Here is a 22204-nt window from a genome sequence, read left to right as displayed (position 1 = left end):
TAACTTGCGTTAACTTACCTTATTTTTAATTATTATTAGTTAACACTTAATGTTAACTAATAAATTTGTCTAAGACTTGTTGAATTATCGTTCTTTTTTTCTACCACAAAAACATTTATAATTAGAAATGCACTTAAAGCGAATGGAGGAGTTCATAATGTCTAGCGTTATAGAACGTTTTCTGAAATATATACAAATAGATACTCAATCCGATGAAACCTCAACATCTGTGCCCAGTACCTCAAAACAACTTGATTTAGCTCGGGTATTAGTTGAAGAGCTTCAAAGCTTGGGATTACAGGAGGCCAGGTGCGACGAGAACGGCTATGTATATGCAGTCCTGCCGGCAAATACTTCAGATGTTGTTCCTGCAATCGGTTTTATTGCCCATATGGATACAAGCCCAGATATGTCCGGCCTTGCTGTTAAACCTCAATTGATTGAAAATTACCCCGGGGGAGATATTATTCTCAATGCTGAAAAAAATTTCATTCTCTCTGCGGACGCCTTTCCCGAACTCCAACAGTATGTCGGTAAAACAATAATAACAACGGATGGAACAACACTTCTGGGTGCAGATGACAAAGCGGGGGTCGCAGAAATCATGACTGCATTAGAATATCTGGTTCAGCATCCTGAAGTTGAACACGGCAAGCTTTGTATCGGATTTACACCAGATGAAGAAATTGGCCGTGGCGCGGATCATTTTGATGTAAAAGGCTTCGGTGCTGATTTCGCCTATACCGTTGATGGTGGACCCGTCGGAGAACTTGAATTTGAAAACTTTAATGCCGCAAAAGCTGTTGTTCAATTTTATGGCCGCAATGTTCATCCAGGAAGTGCGAAGGGGAAAATGATTAACTCCATCCTCCTGGCCCATGAATTTCTTTCTCTCCTGCCTTCTCACGAAACGCCCGCGGATACCGAAGGCTATGAAGGATTCTATCACCTGCACCGTTCCCAGGGAGAAATTGAAAATACCATCCTTCACTTTATTCTTAGGGATTTTAAAAACGAAGGTCTTGAAAATCGGAAAAATACGATGAGGAACGCTGCAAAAATGCTCCAGAAAAAGTACGGTCAAGATTCCGTAAAGATTGAGATTACGGATCAATACCAAAATATGCGTGAAAAGATTGAACCGGTAATGCAAATCGTCGATATTGCAAAGCAAGCGATGGAAGCGGTCGGAGTGAAGCCTAAAATCAGCCCTATTCGCGGCGGTACAGATGGAGCGCGACTTTCCTACATGGGATTGCCTACTCCTAATTTGTTTACAGGCGGTCACAATTTTCACGGCAGATATGAATTCATTCCCACTTTTTCTCTTGAAAAAGGAGTTGAAGTTATCCTTAAAATCATTGAGAAATCAATAATGATGTAACAAAAAAAATCTCCGAAGCATCGCTTCGGAGATTTTTAATGGGTAATTTTTTATTTTGTTTATTTTTTAATTATTTACCTGATAAAGGCAGCGAAACCGTTGCTGTAGAACGTCCTGCGTTACGATCATTAACGATTTCAACCCATTTACGGACACTATCAATAATGATCACCGCAGCTAACAGCAACATGATCACAATAAGAGCAGCTTTGATGTAATCCTTAGCCGGCAGATATTGATTCATCATGGACCATATTCCTGCATAGAAAACGGTGAAAACCATGTAAACAAGAGGGACAAGTGTTGTCCAAGCATAGACCATCTTCTTGGAGTTTCTTAGAATAGTGGTTGTTCCAATCGCTAAAACGATGGTTGCAAGAAGCTGGTTAGACACACCAAAAATAGGCCAAATTGAGGCAACATTTCCTCCCCAGAGCATGTAACCCCATGCTCCGGAAATTACAGCACTCGTAATTATTACACCAGGCCACCAGTGAATATTTCCAAAGGGTTTATAGACATAACGTCCCAAGAAATCTTGGAGAATATAACGACCTACCCGAGTTCCGGCATCAATCGTCGTTAAGATGAAGAGAGCCTCAAACATAATTCCGAATTGATACCAGTATTTCATCAAGTGAGTTCCCAGCATTTGAGAGAAAACGTGAGCCATACCAACTGCGAGGGTAACAGCTCCTCCTGTACGTCCGGCTAAATCCATGCCTACCATATTGGATAGGTTTTGAAGATCTACCGTATGCATACCTAATGTAGCAAAGACTTTAGGAGCGGCATTGATCGCGAAATAGTCTCCCGGCTGGAGCACTGTAGCTGCGATTAGCGCCATAACTGCAACGAAGGCTTCCATGAGCATTCCGCCAAAACCAACGAGTTGGATATCTTTTTCACTATTGATAATCTTAGGAGTCGTACCTGAACTAATCAAAGCATGGAAACCAGAAATAGCACCACAAGCAATCGTAATACTAACAAAAGGCCAAATCGGACCTTTTACAATCGGACCATTTGCAGTCCTTGCAAAATCAGTAACTGAAGGCATCACAATTTGCGGATGAACATAGATAATTCCAATTGCCAGCATCAGGATCGTACCAATTTTCAAATAACTGCTGATATAGTCGCGCGGAGCAAGCAGCAGCCATACCGGCAAAATTGCAGCAACTAAGCCATAGACCGGAAGAATAATCCACATTTGTTGTTCAGACCAGTCAAACCAAGCTCCTATGCTGGTCGAAACAACGGCTTGCCCTACCCAAATCGCTACAAAGACGAGTGCAACACCAAGAGCGGAAGCCTCTCCAATTTTTCCAGGGCGGATTTTATACATATATGCTCCGACCAAAAGTGCGATTGGAATAGTACTTGTAATAATAAAGGAACCCCAAGGGTTATTCTTCATTGCACCTACAATAACAACAGCCAAGCCAGCCATTGCGAGCACAAGAATGAAGAGAATAGAAATACCCGTTGTCAAACCGGATACCTTACCGATTTCTTCTTTCGCAATTTCTGAAAGTGAACGTCCGTTATAGCGAACAGAAGCAAAAAGAATAATCATATCATGGACTGCACCACCCAGTACAGAACCTACTAAAATCCAGACAAGACCGGGCAAGTAACCAAATTGAGCGGCCAAAACCGGTCCGACAAGAGGACCAGCCCCTGCAATTGCAGCAAAATGGTGTCCAAAAACAACCCATTTATTTGTAGGAACATAGTTTTGACCATCCTCTAACCGGTGAGCAGGAGTAACACGATTCTCATCAACGACCAGTACTTTTGTAACAAGAAAAGCACCGTAGAATCGATACGCAAGAATAAGGATACAAGCAGCAGCAATGACGAGTGTTAAGGCATTCATTCTTTACATTCCTCCTTCTCTTATTAAATTAGTTCATAAAAAATAAGACCAAAATTATAATTCTGCCCTCCTTTTCTAAAAAGTAAAGACTGCCCATTTAAGAAGTTCATCATATTATAATCATAAAATTCAGCTAATTGTCTACAGATGTTGTATAACATGCTTTTACAGTTGCATAACAGTTTGAAAACTCTACATGAATTACATATCCTACGAAAGTCTAATGATTAGTCGAAATGATGAACTGAAGAACAGGCCCAAACAATTTATAGGAATTTGAATTTTTATAAATTTTACGATCAAAATGGTCTAAATATCCCTAAAAATTAAATAAAAGTAGCTTGTTTTATTACAAACTACTCTATACTATGTTTAAATCTATGTTCAAAAAAATATTAAATTATTGTTAAAAATTAAATTCTTTACGAAGGAGACGAACAAACGTCCGGCTCACCGGTATTTCCAAAGATTGATGGGGTAAATTCAAAACGAGTTTATATGTTCCGTTAAACCATGGAATGATTTCACGAATTCGATCAATATTAACAAGGTATGACCGATGAGTTCTTAAGAATTGTTTGGGATCCAGCCTTTCTTCAATTTCCTGAAGCGTCAAAGAAGTCGGCCAGGTTTCCTCTGCCGTTACCAAAGATGCATGACGTCCCTCGGAAATTGCATAGAGTATCTCTTGTTGATCCACTAGAACAACCTTGCCATTATTAAAGGCCGGTATTTTACGGTATTTTCGTTGTGTTTCCATACCTTCAATGGCTTTAATGACTTTATTAGCCCAGGCTTCTCGATCATGAAGCTGTTGTTTAATCCTCGTCATTGTATGTTGTACTCGCTCGGGATTAAATGGTTTAAGAATATAATCAATAGCATTAACTTCAAAAGCTTGGAGAGCATATTCGTCATGCGCCGTGGCAAAAACCATCGATGCTTTAAGGCCTTGCTGAATTAACCAGTGAGCTAATTCTAAACCACTCATATTAGGAAGCTGAATATCGATAAAGAGAACATCCGGCAGCAGCTTCGGTATTTTTTCCAAAGCTTCTTCCCCATCGGCAAATTCCGCGATGATCTCTACTTCACTAATCTGTTCAAGCAGGAATCGAAGCTCTCGGCGGGCTGGAGCCTCATCGTCAATCAGTATCCCCTTGATCATTCGAGTTCCCCTTTCTTCGCTAGCGCATGTTTAAAAAATACGCCTTAATTTTAGTCTAACATATAATACTGATATTACTCAATATACATGATTTTCGATATATTACGATATATTTAAGAAACTCTGAATGATATTTTTAGGATCGGGCGGGGCGCTTAATTTCTGTTTTTCCATAAGCATAAAGTTTTTGCTGTGCCACAATGACCAAACCCAATAGAAGAATCGCTCCCGTTATATAAGGCAACCCCTTTGCCAGCCCATATAAAGCCCCGCCGATAACGGGTCCGAGGATTCTTCCAAGGCTTGCAAAGGATTGGAACAGCCCGAGCGAAGCACCTTGACTCCCGCTTTTTTGTTTTGTTACAAGACTGGAACTTGTCGGGCCGGTTAATGAATTGCCAACCATGAATAAGACTGTAGCCATGACTAAGGTAACTGTATTTGGTGCCAATATAATAAAAATAAGAGCAAAACCACATAAGTATGTACCGGTTTTAACCAGTGGAGCATCACCAAACCGGCTGACTAACCTTCCGATTAACCCCCCCTGAACGATGACCCCAAAAATTCCGAGGATAGTAAATGTTATTCCCATTTCTTTTGGGCCAAAACCTACTTTGGCCGCAGCAAGGAGTGCAAAAGTGGTTTCAAACATAGCCATTGAAAAGTTAATGACAAAGTTAAAAATATAAAGTGTTAATAGAGGATCCTTAAAAATCTGAAGACTAAAGCGAGGAATTTTCTTATTCGAGCGGGCACTGGATGAATTCAGAGTTTCAGGCAAGAAGAACCAGGCAAACGGAAGAATAGCAAGTGCTAAGGCTCCTGCGGCGAAAAACGGAGTCGAAAAACTATAATGGCCTAACCAGCCGCCTAAAGCCGGTCCGAAAACCATTCCAAGGCCCATTGCCGCACCAATAAGCCCCATACTTTTTGAGCGATCTGCTCCTTCCGTGATGTCTGCCAAATATGCCATCGCTGTAGGCAGAGTTGCGGAAGACACTAAGCCGGATAATGCCCGAACAGCGATCAAAAGCCAAAGCTGATGAATAACCCCAAAAAGGAAAAAAGTTAGTCCGTAGCCGCTTATACCTATGAGAAGAACAGGTCTTCGCCCGATTCGGTCCGACATACGGCCCCAAAAAGGTGCAAAGAAAAATTGCATGATGGAGTAAGCTGACATGAAGATACCAAGAGAAATTGCATTTCCGCCCAAATCTTGAACTAAAAAAGGCAAAATTGGAATCACAATTCCAAACCCCATCATCACTAAAAACTGGACGAAAAACAAGATAACTATTGGCCGAGTCTGTTTTTTATTCATTAAATCTCAATCTCCTATCCTCTACAATAAACAATTTTCCAGCAAATGCTGTTTCTTCCCCAACCTCTGAATACTAATATTAGTCTATATCTTCATTAAACGCCTGATATTTCATCAAGAACCTGACGGAATCGCGCTAAATGCTGATTAAGAACTTCTATCTCCTCTTGCCCTAACTTTTCAAGAATTTGCCGGTTGATTTCTACACTTCTTTTTTCAAAAATCTTCAACTGATTTTTTCCTTCTTCTGAAAACCGAATAATAACCTGACGCCGATCCTTTTCACTCCGGATCCGTGTAATTAGATTTAATTTATAGATACGGTCGATAAATCCGGAAACGGCTCCTAAAGTAATCCCAAATTGATCTGCAATCTCAGAAGGAGTACATGCTTTCTTACGTTCCAGATATTTAAGAAAATAATATTGATGAAAAGACATAGGCCCTTCTTTTGGAATCATTAATTGTTGAAACTTTTGACCAATCAAACGTACCAGGATATCTGTTTCATTTAAAATTGGCATGATGATCCCCACCTAATACTTATTCCGTTAAATAATAAACCCCGAAAATAGTTTACGTCAATAAGCATTTTCTTATAAAAAGAAATAGATAATCTATCTTTAAAGATTCACTTCCCAGTCTAAACAAGCCGGAAAAACAATCTCTATAACGTTCTCAAATTCTGAATCCTTAAGGCAATCATTAACCAAATAAACCGGAAGATGATCGACGTAAAAAGGTGTTCTTCGTCTAATCCATTCCTCTAATGAGAACGTTTTCCGCCCGCCGATAAAGTTTTCAAGCTGCCGGTACAATGAGGTTATTGTTTTTTGCTGGATTCCAGCAGCTTGAGCGTATCCGTCCCGCTGCTTTTTAAAAAGCTCATGAACATAATTAAGTCTCTTTTCCTCCCACTCAGGATGGTTTTGAAAGAGGTAAGCATTAGCCAGAGTTTCTTCAATACACTCTTCCGTTCCCCATAATGGACTATAAACTTCCTTCTTATAGTGAGGATAAGAAGAGACCGCGTTCATTAAGCCGGCATATCTTTCAACGAGATAATGGAATGCTCCATGCGTCTGAACACATTCCAAGGCAAACCGGTGAGCCTCGTTAAAGAGCAGTCCTGTCCTCTCCATAATATTTAATAGAAAAGCTGTAAAATAATGCGCATAAAGATACAGCCCAAACTCCCCGCCGTTAAAGTGATAAGGGCGATACGTAGCAACCATATCCAGGTTTTCACAGCGCAGCGTATTGAAATGGTTCCCCCCCCAGTTTAATCTTTGCTGAAACCAATACAAGGATTTATTACGCATGCGCTTAAAGACAGGTTTAGGTAACTCTAACATCTCCCAACCCGCTATTGGAAAACATACCTCAACATGATTGATCAACTTCCCAACACAGCCTCACCTTCCTATCCCTTTCCGTATCATTTAAAAGCCCTAACTAATTTGTATGCCGGAAAAAGGATAAGAATTCAAGGCAAAAGAGTATTTTCCGCTGTTAAATCAAACGATTCCTTAACCATTCAACCAAAATATGAGCTGAGTTAGGATTGGTCGCCAGCGGAATATTGTGAACATCGCAGAGACGCAGCAGAGCGGAGACATCCGGTTCATGAGGCTGTGCCGTAAGCGGATCACGCATAAATATGACCGCTGTAACATCACCTTGAGCCACGCGAGCGCCAATTTGTTGGTCGCCTCCAAGCGGACCAGACAAACAGTATTCTATTTCCAAACCCGTTTCTTCATGAATTCGGCGGCCGGTTGTACCTGTAGCGATTAAATTGCAGCATTCCAAAACTGAACGATAAGTTCGAGCAAACTGAATCATATCCTCTTTCTTCTGATCATGTGCTATTAAAGCGACCAATGGTTTTTCGAGCATCTTTTATTCTCCTTTATTTTTTACAGTATGTCTATTCAACTTTTTTAATTACAGAATAAATTATATCAGAAATATATGTCTAAAGGGGGGAAAGCCTATGGCTGAAGGTTACATTTGTCCCTTTTGCGGAATTAAATCTACCTCAGACCAATGGAGCATTACGACTTGGAAGTTTTTACACAGGGAAGCCGGGCCCATTTTTAATATCGCTCGCGAACGTTCAAACTGGAGTTGGGTTTGTCCGCATTGCCGAAAGACTTCCACAATTGAAGAAATCCTAGCCGCCCAAGATAATATATAAGACGAAATAAAAAGAAGCCGGTTTATCCTATTATAGGAGAAATCGGCTTCAGCAGCTCAACTTTACTAATTGATAAGCCCATTCCATAAGGGCAATGCAGCAAGAACAATAAGACACCGTAAAGAAAATCCACCAATTAGAATTGCTATATCACACAACCAAGAATATTTAAATTCATTTTTAATGGAATTCTTTGTTTCGGATTCTTTGCGGTTAGCAAAAAAACGCTTTAATCGAAGCCATAAATTGGCTGCATGAAAATAATTATATAGATACAAAATGAGCGGGCCAACTAATCCAATCCCAACAAAGAAGAACCAAAATGCAAACGAGAATTTATCATAAAGAAGCATTCTCTCAGACTGTATGGCAATAGCTCCCATTTTTCCTTGGGAAAGAGCAGTAAAGAAGAGAAATAGCACTAAAAGTTCAATTGCTACTAAAATAAGATGCATCAGATTTACGCGACGATGCTCATCCGGTTCTTTTCCTATAAAATAAGCCAGAAAGGTAGTTGCAGACATTCCGGTAGATAAAGCTGAAATTATAAATAAAATAGGAATGAACCCATTGTTCCAAAACGGTATTGCAGAAACAGCTGCTAAAAGCATTCCCGTATAACCCGCCGTAGCAAACGCGAGAATTACTCCTAGATAATCAAGTAACTTTAAAGATTGTTTATTTTTCCAGGCTAGGTATCCACGAATTAAACCAATAAAAATAAAGCAGCATAAAATTATTGTTCCCCAGCTCATGACTGATTGAAAATTCGTTACTAAACGAAATAAAAGCCACGGTTTTCGTAATCCTTGCCCTAAGTCTAAGACTAAAAGCCCTGTTCCAAGGGCAACGATCGGAGCAGAAATCATATAACCTAAATATTTTAGGTTGGGTACATGACCAAGAAACCCTCGGTTCGCGATAAACGAGGTTAGATAGGCACCTGCACCCATACCTCCCATAAAAAGATAAACGATAATAAGCAAACCCCAATGATTCATTATCAAATCCCCCCTATCTCATTTCTTTTTTGGGAATAATGACATACGAGGGATGAGTAACATCCGGACTTGGCATTCCCTTTAACTGCTGTGTAACGAAGGGTAACGATAATAAATAGTCCATTTTCCCTACACCTAAAGCATGCATAGGACAAGCTTCAACACAAGCAGGCTGCAAACCTTGATCTTGCCGTTCATAACAAAAATGGCATTTAGAAATCCGGCCTTCTTTAGAACTAAAACTTGGTGCATGATATGGGCATGCATAAAGACAATACATACAGCCAATACATTTTTCCTTATCATGGAGAACGATTCCATCTTCAGGACGCTTATGATAAGCTTTAACTGGGCAAATTTCTAAACAAGCTGGCTTCTCGCAATGATTGCAGCTAATCGATAAATGACGCTCATTCAGAGAAGGTGCTTTACTTTTACCTTCAAATAGTACCTTACGCCATTGAGCTCCTTCGTCCCATTGATTCGTTTTCCGGCAAGCCTCAACGCATGCTCCGCAACCAATACATTTCGATTGATCATAAACAAAACCAATTTGCTCTCCAGGCATTTTTTTCTCTGAATTAACGTTGTTCTGATTCGTTGCTTCTACCCCAACTACTGATTTTGGAATAAGTCCAAATTTCATTACAGCCCCTGTCGCTAATCCTAATTTTAAGAGCGTTCGGCGATTAATGTTTGGACCTTCTTTTGCCATTTTTGCTCTCCTTTCGATCCAATGATTTAAATTAGCAAGTTAAATCTTTGTTACTCTCAATCTTCAGATTTCATTTGAGGTTCAATAAGCAGCAATCCTGAAATCACTGCAAGAATAACAATTCCAATAATATTTACTATAGGATTCATCGGAGGCCAAATAATCATAAACTCTACAAAAGCTAATAACATTCCTACAAGCAAACCACAAATAGCACCTATTACCCAACGCCAAGGAGTTTTTAGATTTAGACGTGTGCCAAAAACTAATACTGGTACAATAAATCCCCATATCCCTGCAAGACAAACGCTAATCAAGATAATTGTCAACCCCATTTTCCTTCCTCCTTTTTAATTGGTTTAGTGTTTATTAGAACTTTCACTATCCTATATATTATATTCAACTGAATCAATATATTGACGATATCAAAATGTTTAATATTGACTTTTGATAATAGCTATGGTATTGGGACGCTAACTTAAATACAAATATAACGAAAAAAGGTGGAGCTAAGCCCCACCTTTTTGATATCTGCTATTTAATGCAACACAGTCTTATCCCAATGCTTTTTCAAGAATATCATTAAGACGTGCAACCATCCCCCGGGGATCCACAATAATCCCAGCTGCAATTTGAGCATTAGCAAATAATTGTTCAGCTGCCAATTGCGCGAAGGAATCCTCCTTCTGGCGCAGTTCATTAAGTCGGAGAATCAACGCATGTTTGGGATTGATTTCCAATATACCGGGAGCAACATCCTGCAAGTTATGATTTACCAGCTGCATCATCCGCTGCATACTGTGCGATCCAAAAGGACTAAGCATAATTGCAGGGCTGTCGACAAGACGCTTTGATTCACGGACTTCAGTGACTTTTGTTCCCAGAATTCCCTTCAGCCATTCATTAAAGGACTTAAGTTCTTCTCCTTCCAAACCCGTTTTATTTTCGGTTTGATTCTCTTCTGTAAGATTGAGATCAGCTTGATCCGCTGATATTAATTTTTTACCTTCAAATTCGCCGATCGTATTCAAGACATAGTCATCAATCGCATCACGTGTGTAAATGACTTCGTAATCCTTATTCCGGAAAACTTCAAGATACGGTCCCGCTTCAATAACCTCACGGCTCGGACCGTTGACATAGTAAATGGCTTCCTGACCTTCCTTCATCCGGCCTACATAGTCACTCAACGACATAATCTTGTCGGCTTCAGTCTTGGAGGATTCAAAACGCAGAAGTTTCATCAGCTCCGTCCGATGTGTAAAATCGTTCGCAGCCCCTTCCTTTAGGAAGATCCCAAATTCATCCCAAAACTCTTTGTATTTTTCAGGTTCATTTTTCGCCTGTTCCTCAAGATATTTTAGGAAACGCGTTGTCACCACTTTGTTTAATTTCGCAACTAAGGCACTGTCCTGCATCGTTTCCCGCGAAATATTCAAAGGCAGTTCTTCGCTGTCGACAACACCCCGTACAAACCGGAGCCATTCAGGAAGAATATCTTTGGCTTGCTCTTGAATTAAGACCTTCTTGCAGTAAAGATTTACGCCCGCATCCATGCGGCCGAACCCAAATTTTTCGATATTATCATGCGGAACAAATAAAAGCGCATTAATATTAATCGGTGCGTCTGAAGAGAAATGAAGGCGGAAGCGGGGTCCATCATAGGCATTGGCGATAAATTTATAGAATTCATTGTAGTCTTCATCACTGATCTCATTTTTGTTTTTAGTCCAAAGGGCTTGGACCGTGTTTACTTTTTCGCCGTTCACGCTGACCGGATAAGGAACAAAGCTGGAATACTGCTTAATGATTCGTTTAACGGTTTCAGGTTTTGCAAACTCTTCGGCATCCTTCTTCAAATGAAGAACTAATCGCGTGCCTCGTGTTAAAGGATCCGTCTCTTCAATCGTATAGCTTCCTTTACCCTCGGATTCCCAGATATAGCTTTTAGCTTCCGGCCGATAGGACCGCGTATAGAGCGTTACTTTTTCTGCCGCCATGAAGGCTGAGTAAAACCCTACCCCGAACTGACCAATCAAATTCATATCTTTTTTGTCTCCAGACTCGGCAAGGTTTTGAATAAAAGCTTTGGAGCCTGAATGAGCGATTGTTCCGAGATTCTCAGTTAATTCATCCTTTGTCATGCCAATCCCTGCATCCGTAATAGTCAGGGTATGCTCATCTTCATTCGTTGTGATCTGAATCTCGAGCGGGATGTCTTTAGCCAAAATATCCTGGCCAGACAGCTGCTGAAAGCGGACTTTCTCCATTGCATCCGAAGCATTTGAGACGAGTTCGCGCAAAAAGATCTCACGGTCTGTGTACAAAGAGTTGATGACAATATCCAGCAATTGCCGGATTTCGGTTTGAAATTCTTTAGTTTCTGTTGTACTCATTTCTTATGTGCCTCCTGAAAAGTTTTCCATATTATATTTTAATCAAATTTGGTCAGACTTCAAGTCTTACGTCTTAATAACTTCAATGCCCATAAGCGATAACACAATTCTTCGTTATTTTGGCCTGATAAAGGGCTTTATCTGCAAATTCAACAACATCGCTTTCAATTTCATTTTCGTCCTTTTTGAATTTTAGATCTTTTAAAGAAACCACGCCAACGCTCACTGTAATTGGCTGAGACTGAACCTCCTGTCCGAAATCGTGCTTTTCTACGATCCCGCGAATTCTCTCGAGAAAGGCAACCGCCCCATCGTGACCCGTATTGGATAAAATAATGGCAAACTCCTCTCCTCCCCAGCGCACAACCGCATCAGAGACGCGAATACTGTTTTCAAAAATAGAAGCTAATTGTCTGAGCACACTATCTCCGGCCGGGTGGCCATAGCGGTCGTTTACAGCCTTAAAATTATCCACGTCAATCAAAGCCAAAGAAAACACAGATTGAGCGCCTTTTAGATATTTATGGGTTTCATTCTTCAAGTCTAAATAGAACATTCCTCTATTTCCTAACCCCGTTAATGAATCCAAGGTTGCTCGAAGCGCTAACGACCTTACAATCGAACCGAGAATAATTCCGTTAAATATTAAGACAATGGTAATGACAACCCATGCTTGAAATTCATATTTGATCGGTAGATTATGATTAATATAATAACCGACTGAGCCTAGCACCACACCTAATGCAGGCAATATTACGGGAGCACTATGAATTAAATAGCGCAGGGATCGTTTCATTTTGCATTATCTCCTTGTCCATGATAAAGTAAAGAGACCGGAATTGATTCTAATACATTTGGAGGGAAAACGGTGACCGAATTTTTTCTTATTGCTTTAACATGTCTTAGTGCTATTACTCTAATCTTCTTAATTATCCTTTGGAATCATTTAGCGCATTTAAATCTTGATCGTCAAATCAGAGCTATTTCCGATGAAATTGCCCGCAATCGCGAAGAAACAAGCCAAAGTATACGAATGTCTCGAGAGGAACAAGGTCAATCCCTTAAACAATTTAATGATTCCGTTCTTGCACGCATGGCGGAAATTGCAAATCTTGAACGAAACCAGTTAGATATTTTTGCTCGTCAGATGAATCAGCTAACCCAAACCAATGAGCAGAAATTAGAGTCATTACGTAAAACAGTAGAAGATCGTTTGCTCCATCTCCAGCAAGATAACTCTCAAAAGCTTGAACAGATGCGCCTTACTGTCGACGAAAAATTGACCTCAACTTTAGAACAACGATTAGGTGAATCGTTTAAACTCGTCAGTGAACGCTTAGAAATGGTCCATAAAGGGCTGGGTGAAATGCAAAATCTTGCCTCCGGTGTTGGAGACCTGAAAAAAGTATTAAGCAATGTTAAAACCCGAGGAATCTGGGGTGAAGTTCAACTCGGCAATCTTCTTGAACAAATCCTGACTCCCGAGCAATATGCGCTTAATGTAGCCACTAAATGCGGAAGTAACGATCGCGTAGAATTTGCAATTAAACTGCCTGCCAAGGATGGGAATAATGGGATTGTCTGGCTGCCTGTTGATGCTAAATTTCCGCTGGAGGATTATGAACGTCTCCTGGAAGCACAAGATAAAGGGGATCTTTCGGCTATTGAAGAAGCCGGAAAGGCCCTTGAAAACCGCATAAAAACAGAGGCTAAATCTATTCGAATGAAGTACATCGATCCACCTCATACAACTGATTTTGGAATCCTTTTTCTTCCGATCGAAGGCCTTTATGCTGAAGTACTCCGCCGTCCCGGACTTTGTGATCAATTGCAGCATGATTATAAGATCGTCATTTCAGGGCCAACTACAATTGCAGCCTTTCTTAACAGCCTTCAAATGGGTTTTCGAACACTGGCCATTGAAAAGCGCTCAAGTGAAGTATGGAACCTTCTTGGCGCTGTCAAAACAGAATTCGGCAAGTTTGTCGAGATCCTCGAGAAAACACAGAAAAAACTTCAAGAAGCGAGTAACACCATTGATACTGCTGCACAAAAGTCGCGAACAATAGAACGCAAGCTTAAGAAAGTCCAAACCTTACCCGTTGAAGAAAGTTCAGCTATGCTCGCTGCCACATCTGATGAAGTAGATTAAATCTCTTTTAATAATTATACCAAATCGTTTATAGATAAGAACCCACCAAAATACAAGGTGGGTTCTTATCCAGTATTTTTTTAATTATAGACTATGAATTATGATTGAGCAATACAAACTCACTAACTGCTTTTCTCATTTTCGTGATTGCTTTGTTCCAGAATACATCCATTAAGGCTCCAATAAATTTGGCCTGATTCTTGGGAACGCTGTAATCCACAGTCCTTTAAATGTTTAAGCCAAAGCTCCCAATATGCTTTTCCAACAATTCCTTTTCGAGAAGCCCATTGATATCCGCTATTTTCCCATATGAGCTCCAAATATTGTGAATGGGTAGCTTTAATCTTATCTTCCCAGGCCTTAAGCAGCTCATTCTGACTTGATTCCCGTAAATTATCTTGGCTCGCCTGATAGAGCGGTTCATAGAGACCTTTAAAAGAAGAGGCATATTCAAGGAATTCCTTTCTAGCCTTTTCGAGCGTGTGAGGATGAAGCAAAACTGAAGCAGGTCGATCTGCATTTGCTTTAATCCGTGTTTTTCGTTTCTTTAGGCTGTAGTTTTTACTTCGATTGGATATGACCTCTTTTGATCGTGACCGATCCATTACTTTAGAACGCAGTTCTTTATTTTTTAAAGAGGATTTTGGTTTTTCAGGATAATGCCTTTTAGTCTTTATGTCCAATTCATTATGTCCGAAAAGTCTACGGGAAAAGGTAAAAACAAGGATTAAGAGTAAGGCTATGATCATATTTTCTGCAGTGCTTAGCACCTTATCCCCTCCCTCGACGTTCCAAGTTAAACCGAATAAGATACCAAAAGTCTGCTCAGGCTTTCGGCACATTTTTAATGTACTTATTCACCTGCCGCCAGACTAAGGCTCTATCTTTATTTTATTCTATTGATGTCATCAATAAAACCCTTTCTTAATCTTTTCTGACTTCCTTTATGCATTTTCTGCCTGAGCACTCTTCATCCGAAAGCTTATATAAAGAAGGAGCAGCCATAACGGCCCTATAATTAGAGCAAAACGCATATCCGGGATAAAATACATCAGTACTAAAATCATTCCCAGAAAAAGAAGAGCGAACCCAGATAAGAGTTTATGCGCCGGCATTTTAAAGGTTAGCTGCTTAATCTGTTCTGCGGATAAAGCTTTTCGGAAATACAACTGAGTGATAAGAATACTTGTCCATGTTATGACCACTGCAAAGGTGGTAATTGCCGAAACAATAATAAATACTCGGCCAGGTATAAAGTAATTGAGGGCAACTACTAGGAGTATGATCAGGGAAGAAATAAGAACGCCATTCCTCGGCACACCTGTTTCACTGAGTTGTGCAAACATTTTAGGCGCATTATTTTGAAGAGCGAGATTATACAGCATTCGTCCAGTACTAAATAGACCGCTGTTAAAAGCGGATAGGGCCGCAGTGATAACAACACCGTTGATGATCGTGGCTGCTGCCGGAATCCCAATTCTGTCAAAAATCAGGACGAACGGACTTCCCTGACTTCCAATCTCATTCCAAGGGTAAATCGCCATCATGACTCCGATTGCACCAACATAGAAAATAAGCACACGCCAGAAGACATTGTTAACAGCTTTAGGAATCGTGTGCTCTGGATTTTGTGCTTCACCGGCAGTAATTCCGACTAATTCTACTCCACCGAAAGAAAACATGACCATGACTAACGAAAGCATCAATCCTGATATTCCATTGGGCAAAAAACCGCCATGTGCCCAGAGATTACTAAACCCAAGAGGACGTCCCCCCGGCCCAATGCCTAGAATAATTATAATTCCGGACAGAATCATGCCTAAGATCGCCGCAACTTTAATGATAGCAAACCAAAATTCAAACTCGCCAAAGGCTTTCACATTAATTAAGTTTATCGAAGCCATAATTATTAAAGCAACCAGGGCAGAGAGCCAGCGCGGCACTCCCGGAAACCAGAAATTCACGTAAATGCCGAGAGCTGTGATCTCCGCCATTCCTGCGCCGATCCATAAAAACCAGTAGTTCCAGCCTGTTAGAAATCCTGCAAAAGGTCCCACATAACGGTATGCGTAGGCGCTAAAAGAACCTGCTCTCGGGTCGGCGACCGCCATTTCACCTAGCGCACGCATGATAATGAAAATAATTAAACCTCCCAGAATATAGCCCAATGTAATGGCCGGTCCTGCCATTTTGATGGTCGTTGAGGATCCATAAAAGAGTCCAACTCCAATTGCTCCGCCAAGTGCAATCATTTGAACATGCCGCTCAGTTAACGTTCTTTTTAATTGCTCTTGATTATTCCGCACTCTGCTCATCTATCATTTTGCTCCTCTTCATAAAACGAATAGAAAATCAACGGGATTTATCCTCAATAGTGTTTGGCAGTTTAAGCATTTCAATTCCCATTAGAACAAAAAATTAACGCTTGAACAGCAGCTTTCCGTTCAAGCGTTAAAATTTAATCATTCTTTTACTTCATATCCTTGTTAATTACGTATCCTTGTCAAACATAAATTTGAGCTGGCTTGATCTTGCTTCCTGCCATACCAGATAGGCTGAAAAGTTTTTTCCTGTTTTGGAGCGAAACCCTTTGATTAAATCCGTCTTTCCTTTGCTAAGAAGCTTTTTCATTTGGGCGGGAGTAAGAACCTTACCGCAGATCGGAGTTTTCCAAACGACAAAGGAACACCCTTGCCGATAATTCATACAGCCGTATCCTTTGTTCCCTTCAACGATTTCCCCGCCGCAAAGCGGACAGCTTCCTAATACTTCTCTTAGTGCCTGAGCTTGAACAGCCTCTTCCTGCTTAGCTTTCTGATCTTTTAATTCCGTTTTTGAAGAAGAATTATTCCGGCTTTTTGTTTTCGAGGTCTTGCTTTTTGACTTAACGGGTGCTAGCGCAAGAGGACGCTTACCAAAAGCACTTTGAAAAACCTTTAATTCATTCAGAATCTCGCGAATAGCATTTTCCACTTGAACCATATAGTTTGTTAATTCCTGTTTTCCCTGCTCAACTTGCGAAAGCTCATATTCCATCTGACCTGTCATTTCCGCACTGACTAAAAGTTGAGCCTTGGGCAATTCTTCCTTAATCAGGCGAATGAGTTCTTTTCCCTTTTCTGTTGGATGCAGAGTTCGATGTTCCTGTAATAAATAGCCCCGATCCAGTAAGTTCTCAATAATCGCCGGGCGTGTTGCAACAGTCCCTAAACCCTTGCCCTTGAGTTGCTGCTGCAGCAGTTCGTCTTCAACCTTTTTGCCGGCATTCTCCATTGCCTTCAGCAAATCTCCTTGAGTATAGCGTTTGGGAGGTTTAGTCTCTTTTTCTTTAATCACAGCTTTAAGCGTTTTAATGCTCTCGCCGTTACTTAGAATCGGTAAATCAACGAAATCCGCTTCTCCGTCCTCTCCCTCTTCCCTTTTTTTCGATTTGCCTCTGCGTCGTTTGGGCTGATTAGAAGTATCTTCATCCGCGGTATCTCCAAGAAGATCTTTCCACCCTAATTCAAGCAAAACTTTTCCTCTTGTCCGAAAATATTCACCTTCCACCTGCGTAAGAACGACGGTTGTCTCATACCGTGCCGGAGGAAACCAAATACCCAAGAAACGTCGGACGATCATGTCCCACAGTTTTCCTTCATCTAAGGAAAGTTTCTCAGGAGATACCCTTTCCGTTGTCGGAATAATCGCATGGTGAGCGGTAATTTGATTGATAACCCTCTTTCCCTTCGGCAGATCTTTTTTCACAGCCTCTTCAACCCATGCTTTGTAAGGTTCTATTCTTAAAGCTTGTAAATGGGCAGGAAGTTTAGGAAGAATATCGGGAGGGAGAAAGTTGCAGTCCGTCCGAGGGTAGGTAATGGCTTTTTTTTCGTAAAGCGATTGTGCTGTCTTGAGTACTTGTTCAGCACTCATTCCAAAGCGTTTTGAAGCAGCCACTGTTAACGAGGTTAAATCAAAGAGCAAAGGATGAGGTTCCTGAATCTCTTTTGCTTCGATGGAATAAATACTTCCCTGCTTTCCTTTAACTTTGGCTGCAATTTCTTCCGCTCTGATGCGGTCTAATCCGTGTTCAGTCAATTCCGAAGCCTGCTGGTTCGGCTTCATATCTAATTCATATTTTTCCTCTTGCATCTCTTGCTTCGTCGGGTCATCGATCCACTTACCTGTGTAGCAGCCAGCATTTGCTTCAAAATCCGCTTCAACTTCACAGTACTGAATCGGATTAAATTGCTCAATTTCCCATTCTCTCTCTACAACCAGAGCAAGGGTTGGCGTTTGAACTCGGCCGATGGAAATTACATTCGGCTTTTTACGTACAGGATCAAAGCTTCCAAACAAAGAGGTAAACCCTTCCGTAAGATTCATACCAAAATCCCAATCCGCGTAACTCCGGCCGTAACCCGCTTGGGCTAATCCCTTGACCTCTTCTTCCCTCTGAAGCTTATTCATTCCTTCCCGTATTGCTTCACCGGTTAAGGAAGAAATCCAAAGCCGTTTCAACGGTTTTTGGCATTGCACTGTGTCCCATATCTCTTGGAAAAGAAGCTGGCCCTCCCGATCGGCGTCTGTCCCGCAAATGACATGATCGATTTCCGAGGACTTCAAAAGTTTGACCAGAACCTGATATTGGCTGCGGGTTGAGGCTTTAACTTGATGCTTAAAATTTTGAATTTGAGGTAAAACAGGGAGACGGTGCAGCCCCCATCTTTTGCCCACTTTTTCGATGTCCATATATTCCTCTGGTCGGTCTAACTCAAGAAGATGACCGATACACCAGGTAATAATATAGTGTTCATTGTGAAGAAAGCCGTCACCTTTTCCCTTAACATCTAAGGTTTTGGCGTATTCACGCGCTTGAGACGGTTTTTCCGCAACAATAAGAATTTTACCCATCATTGTCCCCTATTCGTTTTTTATTTTATTAAAAAATTTCCACTCATAAATTGTATTAAAGAGCAAAAAATAGTTCTTGTCCGAAAAAAATAGTAATCTTAAAGGAGGAAAATTACATGCCAGGACGAGTTGATAAAATTAAAAGCCATATTCAAGGGGTTAAATGCGTTGTAAACACCTGTCATTACTGGGATGGAGACCATTGCCATGCCCAAGAAATCGAAGTTCAAGCCCCTAATGCTAAAACGACTGAAATGACAGATTGTGCTACCTTTATTCCGAATGGAAGTCTGTCTTAACAAGCATGAGGAAAGGCTAGCCAATGACCGGCTAGCCTTTCTTTATTTCTGGTCAAAATGATATTCGACTCTATGGCTCAAAAATCCTTTTTTCCAAGTAATTTGTTATCAGCTAAGACCGACTCGATTCAGAACCCTTTTTAAACTCTTTGCAGCACTCTGCTTTAAGTGAGGTACATCTATGGTCAGTAATTCGCGGTCCTGCATCACAATTTGCCCATTCACCATGGTTAATCTTACATCAGAAGCATGAGCTTGATAAACCAGCTGAGAATAAAGATCAACCTTTTCATTAGGCCAGGTATGCAAACCTTCCAAACTCACAACGGCAAGATCCGCTTTTTTCCCCACCTCAAGGCTTCCCAAATCATGCTCATGGCCAATGGCACGAGCTCCGTAGATGGTTGCCATCTCAAATATCTGTTGAGCAGGCATTACCGTTGGTCCATGGAGGGGCTTTTGAATGAGAGCAGCCAGGCGCATTTCCTGAAATCCATCCAAATTATTATTGCAGGGGGCTCCGTCAGCTCCCAGGGAAATTTCAGCTCCCTGTTGAAGCAGTTCAGGTATAGGCGCAATTCCTGAAGCCAATTTCAGATTTGAGGAAGGGCAATGCGATATACGCGTATGGCTGTTCAGAAGAATCTCTTTTTCCATATCATCAAGCCAAATACAATGCGCCAAAATAAGACGAGGACCAGTTAAACCTACTTGATCAAGATAGACAACATTTCTCATCCCACGAGTACGTTCTACAACCTGGATTTCACTGCGATTTTCCGAAGCATGAGTATGAACAAAAGCGTTCTTCAGATGGGCAATCTCTGAGACTTCTTTAAGGAGATCATCGGTACAGGAGATTACAAACCGAGGAGTAAATGCGACTTCTAAACGGCCTTTTCCCTGAAGATGATATTTTTCATAGAGATCAACACTTTCCTGAAGAGAAGCCTGAGTACTTTCGTGAAGCGAAACCGGTATATCTTTACTTGGATCATCCATCATGACTTTTCCGGAAAGTGCTCTTATCCCAGAATCGAGAATAGCCTCAAAAGCGGCTTCCGTGTGATGAACGGTTTCCATATCGACTATCGCAGTCGTCCCGCCAAGAAAGAGTTCCCCAATTCCAAGCAATGCCGAATCCCTGAGAGATTCGGGATCGTGCCCGCCCTCGAGAGGCCAAATCCTATTTTTCAGCCAATCTAAAAGTTCTAAATCATCAGCCTGCCCCCGGAACAAGGTCTGACAAAGATGAATGTGTGTCTGAATCAAACCAGGAATCAGAATCTTCCCCTGAAGATCAATCACACGATCAGCCGTTTCCGTTATCCTTTCCCCAACAGCTGCGATTTTTTCGTTCTCCGTCAGCAAGTCTCCTTGAAGTATTTCCCGAGCCGGATTCATCGTAACAATATGAGCATTTTTAAAGAGAACACGCATTGGATTTGCCTCCTGAACTGTTTAACTTTCCCTAACTTGCCTTTTTTCTTAAAGCTCTATACTATAGTAAGGATAGACCTCTATTATGATAAATGTTCTTAAAAATATATTTAAATAAGTAGGTGTTCCGTTTGTCAAAACTCGAGTTAATTGCAACCTCTGCCTTTGGTATTGAATCCATCGTGGCCCGTGAGCTTTCAAATCTGGGATACACAGAAACCAAGGTTGAAAATGGAAAAGTCACCTTCATGGCTAATGAGCTCGGAATCTGCCGTTCCAATCTATGGCTGCGTTCCTCAGAACGCGTGCTTTTAAAAATAGGAGAATTCAAAGCGACAACCTTCGAAGAACTCTTCCAGCAGACTAAAGCGCTTCCTTGGGAGAACTGGCTGCCCATCGATGCCGAATTCCCTGTTGAGGGAAAGTCGATTAAATCTAAGCTTTTCAGCGTATCCGACTGTCAAGCCATCGTCAAAAAAGCAATCGTTGAACGTTTAAAGGCCGTTTACGGTATTTCATGGTTTAAAGAAACGGGAACCTGCTATAAAGTTGAGGTCGCCCTTCTTAAAGATATTGCGACTTTAACCATTGATACATCCGGAGTAGGCCTTCATAAACGAGGCTACCGCCAGTTAGCAGGACAAGCCCCACTCAAAGAAACGTTAGCTGCGGCAATGGTTCAGCTCAGTTATTGGAAAGCCGATCGTGCCTTGATCGACCCCTTCTGCGGAACAGGCACTATTCCTCTTGAAGCTGCGATGATTGCACAGAACCGGGCACCCGGACTAAAACGGGAATTCATCTCTGAAAAATGGGGCAATATTTCTGATAAATATTGGCAGCAAGCCCGTGAAGAAGCTCATGATCTCTATCATCCTGATATTGATCTACATATCTACGGTTCAGATATTGACCCAAAAGCTTTACAACTCGCTCGTACCCATGCTGAAGAAGCAGGGCTGAAAGATAAGGTTTTCTTTCAGAAGCTGCCTGCGGCCGAAGTCCGTTCGCGCTTCCAATATGGCCATATAATTACAAATCCTCCCTATGGCGAACGTCTTGGTGAAATAGACGATGTTAAAAAATTATATGAGGATCTCGGTAATACCTTCCGCGAATTACCGACTTGGTCTCTTCATGTCATTACGACGTTTAAGAATCCCGAAGACATGATCGGACGGCGTTGGGACAAAAGCCGTAAACTTTATAACGGGCGTCTGGAATGCCATTATTACCAATTTTTCGGGCCTAAACCACCGCGCAAGCCCAAGCCGGAAACATTAATTGACAGTGAAACATTATAAATAAGCACATGCATCCAACCCGTTAGGATTGTTTACTTGTGCT

Annotated in this window: 20 protein-coding genes; 5 read left to right on the top strand and 15 right to left on the bottom strand. The window is 41.2% G+C overall.

The window, feature by feature from the left end; translation table 11 throughout:
• The first annotated feature begins 157 nt into the window (after positions 1-157).
• Entirely contained in the window at positions 158-1384 is a 1227-nt protein-coding gene (gene pepT / locus ACHOLT_RS12400) for a peptidase T (RefSeq protein ID WP_425801073.1), read from the top strand.
• 70 nt (positions 1385-1454) lie between these two features.
• Here pepT and ACHOLT_RS12395 read toward each other — a convergent pair whose 3' ends face one another.
• From ACHOLT_RS12395 to mgsA, 6 genes are all read right to left on the bottom strand, one after another.
• The gene (locus tag ACHOLT_RS12395) at positions 1455-3266 is read right to left on the bottom strand and encodes a carbon starvation CstA family protein (protein WP_425801071.1); all 1812 of its coding nucleotides are present in this window, start codon (positions 3264-3266) and stop codon (positions 1455-1457) included.
• Between the two features lie 406 nt (positions 3267-3672).
• The gene (locus ACHOLT_RS12390; RefSeq protein WP_425801068.1) at positions 3673-4434 is read right to left on the bottom strand and encodes a LytR/AlgR family response regulator transcription factor; all 762 of its coding nucleotides are present in this window, start codon (positions 4432-4434) and stop codon (positions 3673-3675) included.
• Positions 4435-4570: 136 nt separating this feature from the next.
• The gene (locus ACHOLT_RS12385) at positions 4571-5758 is read right to left on the bottom strand and encodes an MFS transporter (protein ID WP_425801066.1); all 1188 of its coding nucleotides are present in this window, start codon (positions 5756-5758) and stop codon (positions 4571-4573) included.
• 95 nt (positions 5759-5853) lie between these two features.
• Positions 5854-6282: a MarR family winged helix-turn-helix transcriptional regulator gene (locus ACHOLT_RS12380; protein WP_425801064.1), complete on the bottom strand. Its 429-nt coding sequence runs from the start codon at positions 6280-6282 to the stop codon at positions 5854-5856.
• 99 nt (positions 6283-6381) lie between these two features.
• Entirely contained in the window at positions 6382-7113 is a 732-nt protein-coding gene (locus ACHOLT_RS12375; protein WP_425801062.1) for a hypothetical protein, read from the bottom strand.
• Between the two features lie 157 nt (positions 7114-7270).
• Positions 7271-7657, bottom strand: coding sequence for a methylglyoxal synthase (mgsA, locus tag ACHOLT_RS12370; RefSeq protein WP_425801060.1), 387 nt, complete (start codon positions 7655-7657; stop codon positions 7271-7273).
• Positions 7658-7754: 97 nt separating this feature from the next.
• Here mgsA and ACHOLT_RS12365 point away from each other — a divergent pair, with 97 nt between their 5' ends.
• Entirely contained in the window at positions 7755-7958 is a 204-nt protein-coding gene (locus ACHOLT_RS12365; RefSeq protein ID WP_425801058.1) for a hypothetical protein, read from the top strand.
• Between the two features lie 65 nt (positions 7959-8023).
• On the opposite strand, the gene nrfD is transcribed toward ACHOLT_RS12365, so the two are convergent.
• The 5 genes from nrfD to ACHOLT_RS12340 form a co-directional block, all read right to left on the bottom strand.
• Positions 8024-8959: an NrfD/PsrC family molybdoenzyme membrane anchor subunit gene (nrfD, locus tag ACHOLT_RS12360; protein ID WP_425801056.1), complete on the bottom strand. Its 936-nt coding sequence runs from the start codon at positions 8957-8959 to the stop codon at positions 8024-8026.
• A gap of 13 nt (positions 8960-8972) precedes the next feature.
• The gene (locus ACHOLT_RS12355) at positions 8973-9674 is read right to left on the bottom strand and encodes a 4Fe-4S dicluster domain-containing protein (RefSeq protein WP_425801054.1); all 702 of its coding nucleotides are present in this window, start codon (positions 9672-9674) and stop codon (positions 8973-8975) included.
• A gap of 56 nt (positions 9675-9730) precedes the next feature.
• Positions 9731-10009 (bottom strand): hypothetical protein, encoded by a 279-nt coding sequence (locus ACHOLT_RS12350; RefSeq protein WP_425801052.1) that lies wholly within the window; start codon positions 10007-10009, stop codon positions 9731-9733.
• Positions 10010-10228: 219 nt separating this feature from the next.
• Complete coding sequence (gene htpG / locus ACHOLT_RS12345) at positions 10229-12070, bottom strand: molecular chaperone HtpG (RefSeq protein ID WP_425801050.1); 1842 nt, start codon at positions 12068-12070, stop codon at positions 10229-10231.
• Positions 12071-12152: 82 nt separating this feature from the next.
• The gene (locus ACHOLT_RS12340; RefSeq protein ID WP_425801048.1) at positions 12153-12866 is read right to left on the bottom strand and encodes a GGDEF domain-containing protein; all 714 of its coding nucleotides are present in this window, start codon (positions 12864-12866) and stop codon (positions 12153-12155) included.
• A 72-nt stretch (positions 12867-12938) separates the two neighbouring features.
• Between ACHOLT_RS12340 and ACHOLT_RS12335 the strand changes: the two genes are divergently transcribed.
• Positions 12939-14222 carry a DNA recombination protein RmuC gene (locus ACHOLT_RS12335; RefSeq protein ID WP_425801046.1) on the top strand — a complete coding sequence of 428 codons (1284 nt, stop codon included), beginning with the start codon at positions 12939-12941 and terminating at the stop codon, positions 14220-14222.
• Positions 14223-14344: 122 nt separating this feature from the next.
• Here ACHOLT_RS12335 and ACHOLT_RS12330 read toward each other — a convergent pair whose 3' ends face one another.
• The 3 genes from ACHOLT_RS12330 to ACHOLT_RS12320 form a co-directional block, all read right to left on the bottom strand.
• Positions 14345-14992 carry a hypothetical protein gene (locus ACHOLT_RS12330; RefSeq protein ID WP_425801044.1) on the bottom strand — a complete coding sequence of 216 codons (648 nt, stop codon included), beginning with the start codon at positions 14990-14992 and terminating at the stop codon, positions 14345-14347.
• Positions 14993-15166: 174 nt separating this feature from the next.
• Positions 15167-16537: an amino acid permease gene (locus ACHOLT_RS12325; protein WP_425801042.1), complete on the bottom strand. Its 1371-nt coding sequence runs from the start codon at positions 16535-16537 to the stop codon at positions 15167-15169.
• Between the two features lie 175 nt (positions 16538-16712).
• Positions 16713-19118, bottom strand: coding sequence for a DNA topoisomerase 3 (locus ACHOLT_RS12320; RefSeq protein WP_425808036.1), 2406 nt, complete (start codon positions 19116-19118; stop codon positions 16713-16715).
• A gap of 116 nt (positions 19119-19234) precedes the next feature.
• Here ACHOLT_RS12320 and ACHOLT_RS12315 point away from each other — a divergent pair, with 116 nt between their 5' ends.
• Entirely contained in the window at positions 19235-19417 is a 183-nt protein-coding gene (locus ACHOLT_RS12315) for a DUF1540 domain-containing protein (protein ID WP_425801040.1), read from the top strand.
• A 108-nt stretch (positions 19418-19525) separates the two neighbouring features.
• Here the strand turns inward: ACHOLT_RS12315 and ACHOLT_RS12310 are convergent, their stop codons facing one another.
• On the bottom strand, positions 19526-20857 hold the full coding sequence (locus ACHOLT_RS12310) for a 5'-deoxyadenosine deaminase (protein WP_425801038.1): 1332 nt from the start codon (positions 20855-20857) through the stop codon (positions 19526-19528).
• Between the two features lie 131 nt (positions 20858-20988).
• Between ACHOLT_RS12310 and ACHOLT_RS12305 the strand changes: the two genes are divergently transcribed.
• Complete coding sequence (locus ACHOLT_RS12305; RefSeq protein ID WP_425801036.1) at positions 20989-22161, top strand: THUMP domain-containing class I SAM-dependent RNA methyltransferase; 1173 nt, start codon at positions 20989-20991, stop codon at positions 22159-22161.
• The last annotated feature ends 43 nt before the right edge of the window (positions 22162-22204 follow it).

This window comes from Desulfitobacterium nosdiversum (assembly GCF_049860565.1).
Classification (GTDB): Bacteria; Bacillota; Desulfitobacteriia; order Desulfitobacteriales; family Desulfitobacteriaceae; genus Desulfitobacterium_A; species Desulfitobacterium_A nosdiversum.
Note: the sequence above shows the minus strand (reverse complement) of the source record. Positions and strands in the feature narration are given on the sequence as shown.

Bases quoted from the DNA above. Each gene is read 5' to 3' on its own strand.
- ACHOLT_RS12320 (WP_425808036.1), bottom strand. From the start codon at position 19,118: ATGGGTAAAATTCTTATTGTTGCGGAAAAACCGTCTCAAGCGCGTGAA.
- ACHOLT_RS12340 (WP_425801048.1), bottom strand. From the start codon at position 12,866: ATGAAACGATCCCTGCGCTATTTAATTCATAGTGCTCCCGTAATATTG.
- htpG (WP_425801050.1), bottom strand. From the start codon at position 12,070: ATGAGTACAACAGAAACTAAAGAATTTCAAACCGAAATCCGGCAATTG.
- ACHOLT_RS12310 (WP_425801038.1), bottom strand. From the start codon at position 20,857: ATGCGTGTTCTCTTTAAAAATGCTCATATTGTTACGATGAATCCGGCT.
- ACHOLT_RS12365 (WP_425801058.1), top strand. From the start codon at position 7,755: ATGGCTGAAGGTTACATTTGTCCCTTTTGCGGAATTAAATCTACCTCA.
- nrfD (WP_425801056.1), bottom strand. From the start codon at position 8,959: ATGAATCATTGGGGTTTGCTTATTATCGTTTATCTTTTTATGGGAGGT.
- ACHOLT_RS12355 (WP_425801054.1), bottom strand. From the start codon at position 9,674: ATGGCAAAAGAAGGTCCAAACATTAATCGCCGAACGCTCTTAAAATTA.
- ACHOLT_RS12385 (WP_425801066.1), bottom strand. From the start codon at position 5,758: ATGAATAAAAAACAGACTCGGCCAATAGTTATCTTGTTTTTCGTCCAG.
- ACHOLT_RS12380 (WP_425801064.1), bottom strand. From the start codon at position 6,282: ATGCCAATTTTAAATGAAACAGATATCCTGGTACGTTTGATTGGTCAA.
- ACHOLT_RS12325 (WP_425801042.1), bottom strand. From the start codon at position 16,537: ATGAGCAGAGTGCGGAATAATCAAGAGCAATTAAAAAGAACGTTAACT.
- ACHOLT_RS12315 (WP_425801040.1), top strand. From the start codon at position 19,235: ATGCCAGGACGAGTTGATAAAATTAAAAGCCATATTCAAGGGGTTAAA.
- ACHOLT_RS12395 (WP_425801071.1), bottom strand. From the start codon at position 3,266: ATGAATGCCTTAACACTCGTCATTGCTGCTGCTTGTATCCTTATTCTT.
- ACHOLT_RS12375 (WP_425801062.1), bottom strand. From the start codon at position 7,113: ATGTTAGAGTTACCTAAACCTGTCTTTAAGCGCATGCGTAATAAATCC.
- ACHOLT_RS12350 (WP_425801052.1), bottom strand. From the start codon at position 10,009: ATGGGGTTGACAATTATCTTGATTAGCGTTTGTCTTGCAGGGATATGG.
- pepT (WP_425801073.1), top strand. From the start codon at position 158: ATGTCTAGCGTTATAGAACGTTTTCTGAAATATATACAAATAGATACT.
- ACHOLT_RS12390 (WP_425801068.1), bottom strand. From the start codon at position 4,434: ATGATCAAGGGGATACTGATTGACGATGAGGCTCCAGCCCGCCGAGAG.
- mgsA (WP_425801060.1), bottom strand. From the start codon at position 7,657: ATGCTCGAAAAACCATTGGTCGCTTTAATAGCACATGATCAGAAGAAA.